This is a genomic window from Sinorhizobium fredii USDA 205, from assembly GCF_001461695.1.
Taxonomy (GTDB): domain Bacteria; phylum Pseudomonadota; class Alphaproteobacteria; order Rhizobiales; family Rhizobiaceae; genus Sinorhizobium; species Sinorhizobium fredii.
Genome location: NZ_AUTC01000029.1, coordinates 1 through 7,349 on the forward strand (window position 1 = coordinate 1; position 7,349 = coordinate 7,349).

Annotated in this window: 6 protein-coding genes; 1 reads left to right on the top strand and 5 read right to left on the bottom strand. The window is 61.0% G+C overall.

Annotated elements, in window-relative coordinates:
- Window positions 1–368 precede the first annotated feature (368 nt).
- Window positions 369–809 (top strand): GreA/GreB family elongation factor, encoded by a 441-nt coding sequence (locus tag N181_RS04455; protein ID WP_037436706.1) that lies wholly within the window; start codon window positions 369–371, stop codon window positions 807–809.
- 510 nt (window positions 810–1,319) lie between these two features.
- On the opposite strand, the gene N181_RS04460 is transcribed toward N181_RS04455, so the two are convergent.
- The 5 genes from N181_RS04460 to N181_RS04480 all read right to left on the bottom strand — a co-directional run bounded on the left by N181_RS04460 (window position 1,320) and on the right by N181_RS04480 (window position 6,905).
- A complete protein-coding gene (locus N181_RS04460) occupies window positions 1,320–1,754 on the bottom strand; it encodes a pyridoxamine 5'-phosphate oxidase family protein (protein WP_037436708.1) in 435 nt (144 codons plus the stop codon).
- A 479-nt stretch (window positions 1,755–2,233) separates the two neighbouring features.
- Window positions 2,234–3,175, bottom strand: a complete 942-nt coding sequence (locus N181_RS04465; protein ID WP_037436709.1) for an ABC transporter permease — start codon at window positions 3,173–3,175, stop codon at window positions 2,234–2,236.
- A 1-nt stretch (window position 3,176) separates the two neighbouring features.
- Window positions 3,177–4,226 carry an ABC transporter permease gene (locus N181_RS04470; protein ID WP_037402893.1) on the bottom strand — a complete coding sequence of 350 codons (1,050 nt, stop codon included), beginning with the start codon at window positions 4,224–4,226 and terminating at the stop codon, window positions 3,177–3,179.
- Window positions 4,216–5,745 carry an ABC transporter ATP-binding protein gene (locus N181_RS04475; RefSeq protein WP_037436713.1) on the bottom strand — a complete coding sequence of 510 codons (1,530 nt, stop codon included), beginning with the start codon at window positions 5,743–5,745 and terminating at the stop codon, window positions 4,216–4,218. Before N181_RS04475 ends, N181_RS04470 begins: the two co-directional genes overlap by 11 nt.
- Window positions 5,746–5,879: 134 nt before the next feature.
- Window positions 5,880–6,905 (bottom strand): BMP family protein, encoded by a 1,026-nt coding sequence (locus tag N181_RS04480; protein ID WP_037402907.1) that lies wholly within the window; start codon window positions 6,903–6,905, stop codon window positions 5,880–5,882.
- Between the last annotated feature and the right edge of the window lie 444 nt (window positions 6,906–7,349).

A 7,349-nucleotide genomic window follows, 5' to 3' on the forward strand; every position in this document is an offset into this window, starting at 1 on the left:
CGCGCAAAAGGGAACCGCGTGGCTCGTCTTCGAGCGAACCGGAGAGGACTGGTGATGAGGCAAATTAAGCGATGTGTGAAAAATGCTGGCCCGAGTGGACAGGCCACGTCCAGAAAGCCTGCGTTGAGTGTGACAAGCCTTGGTCTAGGCAAGCGACGCAGCGCTGACGGTGCATCGCTGTCTATCGTCTGCTAGCTGCAGAGGACCCGGATTTTGTCCTGCTTTCTCAACGACTCCGTCGTTTTCAGACTCAAGGCGGTAGCTCCATTTCGGGAAGGTGATCCCTGGCGCCACACACCAGCCGCCAAGGAAAGCGCACTGAGATCCAGTAATTTTGCAGGAGCAGATCTGCTCCGAGGAGTTATGCCATGAGCAACCGGCTTCAGTGTTATCTAACAGCACACGACCATGCGGTCCTCAGAGAAATTCTTGATCAGACTCTGCGGGACAACGCCTACTGCCGATTGCTCAGAAGAAAGCTGGTGCGGGCTGAAATTTGCTCCCCCAGAAAGGTCCCCGATGATGTCGTGACGATAAACAGTCGCGTGACCTTCTGCGTCGATGGAGGTGTGCCGAGAACAGCCAATCTGGTCCGCAACGAGAGCCAAGACTTTCCTAATTACACTGTCTCAGTAGAGTCGCTTTTGGGGTTGGGGCTGCTCGGCTTGAGAGCGGGTCGGGCAATTGCCGTCGAAACAGAAGCGGGCGGCTTACAGAAGATCAACGTGATCGGGATTGATTTCCAGGCTCTTGCGCTTCCAGGCGCCCCAATGGTGACCACCTCGATGCTATCGCCAAGGATCCGTTAGGATCGCAGTCAGGATGTCGCCCAAGGATAAGGGAGGCCGAATGAACCATGATGATATCCGGAAATGCAAAACCTGCAGGGCCGACTGAATCCCAGCGATATCATCCTCGCGACCGACTTCAGCGCAAGATGCGACCGGGCACAGGACCGGGCGGTACAGCTAGCGATCGAGTGGAACGCCACCCTGACAGCCGTTCACCCCCTCAGCGATATGGGCCTCACAAACCACCCGTCGTTACGTGAAGCGGACCGCACAGGCGATGCGCAACGCGGATCTCCTGCGCCAGGAACTAGCCTACACGGAAGGGCTCCGCTCGTCGGTGGTAGTGGAGGAGGGGCCGTTTGAGGCCGTGATTCCAGCTGTGGCGGCCAGGGAGCAGGCCGAGCGCCCCAAGTGCTGACCGCAGCACCGCCACCGCGCTCACACGGACGTCCCCCGTCCTCTTCTGGTCGTCAAGAAGATAGGTGCTACTACGCCATTCAGATTATCGATCGGGATTTTCATTCAGCCTCAGACGTGTATGACGCCGTTGTCCTCGCCGTCCCAGTATTGAATGCGGTCGCCATGGACCTTGATCAGGACAAGACCCGGTGTCTCTACGCCCTGCGCAAACCAGCGCTCCAGATCGGCGACCCAGTGCTCTTGAAACTGCGCCTTGTCGCGAATGAGGGTCGCAGCGCCCTCGATCGAGATGAAGATCCCGGGCTTGCCCAGGAGGCTGGGCGGCTCGGCGAAGGCGAGCGCGACCTGGGGGTCTCGGATGATTTCCGATACCTTGTGGGTCTCTTCAAAAGAAAAAAACCAGGAATCGCCGTCATATTCGACGTCACCATTGTTGCTCATCGGCCGGTTGGCGATCGCGCCCGAGCTCGCCCTAGTCGCCATCATGCAAAAATCGATTTTCTTAAGTTTCTTGGCGATATCGCAAAGCGTAAGCGAAGACATGGGAAGACCTTTCCGAGACGTGGGTAGGGTGAGGCGGGCCGGACAGGTGAGGCGCTCGACTGCTGCTTCGATGGCCATGATGAGAAACGGGAAAACCACAATGTTCGCCATCCCTGTCGCGCCCGGTTGACACGGCCCGCGCGCACCTAGGGAATGGGGAAGTGGCGGAGAAGGTTCCATCGCTTGGTCCTGCCGCAATTAGCAAACAAGCTTACAGGTACTCCGAGTCCAACTCGGCAAGATCCATCCTTCTGTTTCTCCAAACGGAAAAAACCCACCGCGCGCATCAGTCGGTGAGAAGTATCGGCATTTTGCTGAGCGCGGAAGCGTTCGCGGACCTGCTCAGCGTTTCGCGCGCCGTCAACACATTCTCGGTCTCGGCGGCGCTAAGCGGGGCCACCGTTTTCCGTCATGGCAACTCGATCGAGATGGTCGGCGACTGTTCCATCGGGCAGCGTGCCGCCCTTTCAGGTCGAAACTCATCTTTCGCCTTTCTGGTACGTGATCATCAAAGCTTTGGGATAGGTGGCGCGGCGTGCAACAAGGATCAGCGCCAGGATCGAGAGTGCATAGGGCATCATCAGGAAAATCTGATAGGGCACGATGCCGCCCGATATCTGCTGCAGACGAACCTGATAGGCATCGAAGGCGGCGAACAGGATGGCGCCGATCAGCGCCTTTCCTGGCCGCCAGGAGCCGAAGACAACCAGCGCGATACAAATCCAACCGCGTCCATTGATCATCTGGAAGAAGAAGGAATTGAAGGCCGAGGTGGTGAGAAAGGCGCCGCCGACCGCCATCAGCGCGCTGCCTATGACGACGGCGCCCATGCGGATGCCGGTGACGGAAATGCCCTGCGCCTCGACCGCCGACGGGTTTTCGCCGGCAGCGCGAACGGCGAGGCCGATGGGCGTGCGATAGAGGATCCAGGCGACGGCTGCGACCGATACAAATGCGAGATACGTCAGCGGCGTCTGGGTAAACAGCGCCTCGCCAAATACGGGAATGCTTGACAGGCCGGGGATCGGAAGGGGCTGGAACGGCTCGATCTTGGGCGGCGACGTCACCTCGGGTAGCGCAAGACGATATATGAAATAGGTAAGACTCGTGGCAAGCAGCGTAACGCCGATGCCGACGACGTGTTGTGACAGGCCGAGCGGTACCGTGAGCGTGGCGTGCAGCAGGCCGAACATGGCACCGACAAGGGCAGCGACCAGTAAGCCGGCCCAAAGATCGCCGCCAGAATATACGGTGAACCAGCCGGCGAAAGCGCCTGCCGTCATGATCCCCTCGATGCCGAGGTTGAGGACGCCCGCGCGCTCGCAGATCAACTCGCCCATGGTCGCGAAGATCAGCGGGGATGCTATGCGGATGGCGGCAACCCAGAAGGAGGCGGTGAAGAGGATTTCAAGCGCGTCCATGTCACCTCCATCTGATCCAGAATCGCGTCAGAAGGATCGCGACAACCATCGTCAGCAGCGAGGTGGCGACCATGACGTCGGCTATGTAACTCGGCACCTTGGCCGCACGGCTCATGGCGTCGGCGCCGACGAAGATGCCGGCGACGAAGATGGCCGACGCGATGACGCCGAGCGGATTCAGCATGGCCAGCATGGCGACGACGATGCCGGTGTAGCCGTAGCCCGGCGACAGGTCGAGCGTCAGGTTGCCCTTGAGCCCCGAGACTTCGGAAAAGCCCGCAAGCGCAGCTAATCCGCCCGAAAGCAACGCCGTCTTCAACAGCGCGCGGTTTACCGGAATGCCGACAAAACGGGCGCCCTCGGGATTGAAGCCGACGGCGCGCATTTCGTAGCCGAGAACCGTCTTTTTCATGACGACCCAGACGACAACGGCCGAAGCAAGGGCGATGACGAAGCCATAGTGCAGGCGCTTGCCCTGGATAAGCCGCGGCAGTTGCGCTTCGGCGACGACCTTCTGCGATTGCGGCCAGCCGAGCCCCATCGGATCCTTGAGCATACCTTCAAGCAGCATCGACACGAACAGCAGGACGATGAAGTTGAGCAGCAGCGTGGTGACCACCTCGTCGACGCCGAAGCGGGTCTTCAGCACGGCCGGGCCCAGCAAAAGTAGCGCGCCTGCGGCCATGGCGACGACGATGATCACCGGGATCAGAATGACGGAAGGTAGCGGCAGTGCGCCAGTTCCCAGCACCACGGTGACTACGCCACCGATGTAGAGTTGGGCTTCTGCGCCGATGTTCCAGAGCTTGGCCCGAAAGGCGACGGCGATGGCCAAGCCCGTGAAGATCAGCGGCGTCGCGCGGGTTAAGGTCTCCAGCAGCGCGAACTGTGAGCCGGCCGCCCCCTTGGCCACAAGATAGAAGACGGACAGTGGCGAAGCGCCAGCGGCGAGAACCAATATCGACGTCAGCATCAGCGTTGTGGCGATGGCTGCCAGCGGAAACAGCAAGGTGACCGCCAAGGACGGTGCGGGCTTCGGCTCAAGCCGCATGGTCGCTGTGCTCCCCGCTGTGGCCTGCCATCAGATCCCCCAGTTCCCGAATGGTGCGTTCGCCGCGCGAAGACGGCGTCGAAAAGCGTCCCTTGGACATGACGATGATGCGGTCGGACAATGCCAGAACTTCCTCGAGGTCTTCCGAAATCAGCAATATCGCCGCGCCCCTGTCTCGCGCTTCAAGCAGCATGCGGTGTACATAGGCGACGGCGCCGACATCGAGGCCGCGGGTCGGCTGGCTTGCAAGGATGACCGCCGGGTCGGGATCAAGGGCCCGGCCGAGGATAAGCTTCTGCATGTTGCCACCGGATAGCAGGCGTATGCGAGCCTCGGGCGAGGGGCATTTGACGTCGTAATCGGCAATGAGTTTCTCGGCGAAGCGGCCGGCGGCCTTCCAGTTCAGGAAGCCCATGCGGCTGAACCGCGGGCTCCGGTAGCGTTCGGCGATGACATTCTCCGTCACGCTCATGTCGCCGATGCTGCCGATAGCGTGGCGGTCTTCCGGAATCCGGGCCACGCCATGGGCGAGCGCGGCGCGCGGCGACCAGTCGGCGACTTCCCGTCCGGCGATGGAAATGCTCCCGCTGGTTGGGCGCCGGATGCCGGCGATGAGGCCCGCAAGGACAGCCTGGCCATTGCCGGCAACACCGGCAAGGCCGGTGATTTCACCGGCTGTGAGCGTGAGCGACACCTTATCGAGGCCGGCCCCGTTATACGGCGCCGTGGAGACGCCTTCGAGTGCCAGCAGCGGTGCACCGAGTTTCACCGGGCTGACCTCCGCCGGCTTGACCTCCTGGCCAACCATGAGGGCCGCCAGTTCTTTGCGATCGGTCGAACCTGTTTCGCGCTCGCCGACGAGGTAGCCGGAGCGCAGAACCAGCACACGATCGCTGACAGCCATCACTTCGTGCAACTTGTGGGAGATGAAGATGATCGACAGTCCTTTGGCGACGAGCAGCTTCAGCGTCCGAAACAGTGCGTCGGTCTCGGCGGGGGTCAGAACGGCCGTCGGCTCGTCCAGGATCAGGATGCGGGCTTCGCGATAAAGGGCCTTTAGGATCTCAACGCGCTGGCGTTCGCCGACCGAAAGGGTGGAGACGGTGGCCGCGGGATCGACGGCGAGGCCGAAATCGGCGGACAGTTGCTCGATGCGCCGCTGCGCTGCGGCCCGGTCGAGCCGCATGCGCCAGAGGCTCTGGGTGCCAAGCGCAATGTTTTCCTGCACCGTCATGTTGTCGGCGAGGGTGAAGTGCTGGTGGACCATGCCGATGCCGGCATCAAGGGCCGCGCGTGGATCTCCCGGCGGAAGCGGCTCGCCAAACGCCTCGACGCTTCCCTCGTCGGCGACATAGTGGCCGAACAGAATGTTCATCAGAGTCGTCTTGCCGGCGCCGTTCTCCCCGAGAAGTGCGATGACTTCGCCCCGCTTCAGGTCGAAGGAAATGGCCTCGTTGGCCTTGAGCGGGCCGAAACGCTTACTGATACGGGAAAGACGAAGGGCGGGGTTGCTGGACACGTCGGTGACCGGAAGTGGCGTTGCGGGGGAGGCTTCCTTTCCCGTCCAGGGGAGAGAATGGGCGCTGCCGGCGAAGGGCAATTCCTCATCCGGCACTGCGGCCCACCTTTCCCATGAACGGGAGGAAAGGAGGGCTAGCCCGACTTCGGCTCGGCGTCGTTGATCTCGACGGTGAACGAGCCGTCCTTGATCATCTTTTCCTTCTCCGCGACCTTGGCCTTGATGTCGTCCGGAACCTTGCTGTCGAAGGTGCCGAGAGGCGCGAGCGAACAGCCGCCGTTCTTCATGAAGGAATAGACGCCGTAGTCGTCGGCCTTGAAAGTGCCGTTCCTCACTTCGGCGATCGCCTTGTCGAGCGTCGGTTCGAAATGCCACAGCGCGGAGGCGACAACGGTGTCCGGATAGTCTGCCTGAGTATCGATGACATTGCCGATGGCCAGGATCTTCTTCTCCTTGGCGGCGTCGGACACGCCGAAACGCTCGGCATACAGGAGGTCCGCACCGCCATCGATCTGGGCGAATGCGGTCTCCTTGGCCTTGGGCGGATCGAACCACGAGCCGATGAAGGCGACTTGGAACTTGGTGTCCGGGGCCACTTCCTTCACGCCGGCCATGAATGCGTTCATCAGCCGGTTGACCTCCGGGATCGGATAGCCTCCCACCATGCCGATGTTCTTGGACTTGGTCATCGCGCCGGCGATAAGGCCGGACAGATAGGATGCGTCCTGGATATAGTTGTCGAAAACCGAGAAGTTCGGTACGGCGGTATCCGGCTTGAAGCTCGAGCCCATCAGGAAGGCGACGTCCGGATAGTCTTTGGCGACGGCGCGGGCGGCATCCTCGACTCCGAAGACCTCGCCCAGGATCAGCTTGTGGCCGGCCTCGCAATATTCGCGCATGACGCGCTCGTAATCGTTGTTCGCGGTGTTTTCCGAATAGACATATTCGATGTCGCCGCGCTCCTTGGCGGCATTAGCGGCCTTGTGGATACGGCTGACCCACTGCTGCTCGACCGGGACGGTATAGATGGCCGCCACCTCTATCGGGTCCGCAGCGAGCAGACGACTTGGCAGGCCCGCCGCAGCCACTACGGCGGAGGCGGTGGCAGTTTTGATCAGGGTTCTTCTGGAGATGGCAAAATTGAAGGAATCGCTATGCATGAAATTCCCCTCTGATTGATTGCGCCTTTTGGAACGCGTCTTTTTTACCACTTGGTCAATGTAGGTGAAGTTGGGGATTGCAGCAATTGGATGCGGCGGAAAGTTCATCGCGCTTTCAAGCGATGGAAGCAATACGCGCGATCACAAAGGCCGCTCGATCGCCGCGGCGACGAGTTTGCCCACGGCTCTCCCGGAAGCCCGGATCCCCGCGAACGGCCGGTCCCCGGGGGTTCGCCTGAGGGACATGTCCATGACCCCGAGATCCAACCTGTCACGCGCTGCGAGATTGCTGTTGAGGGGATACGAAGGGGACGCTTTATGACCGTGTACTTCCCCAATCATCCCGGCTGTCCTCGCATAGGTTGACGACCATAGCGGCCGAGCTAATGAACCTCCCACCTAGTCACCTGGAACTGAAGTTCATTACATTGTACGCTTGGCCTC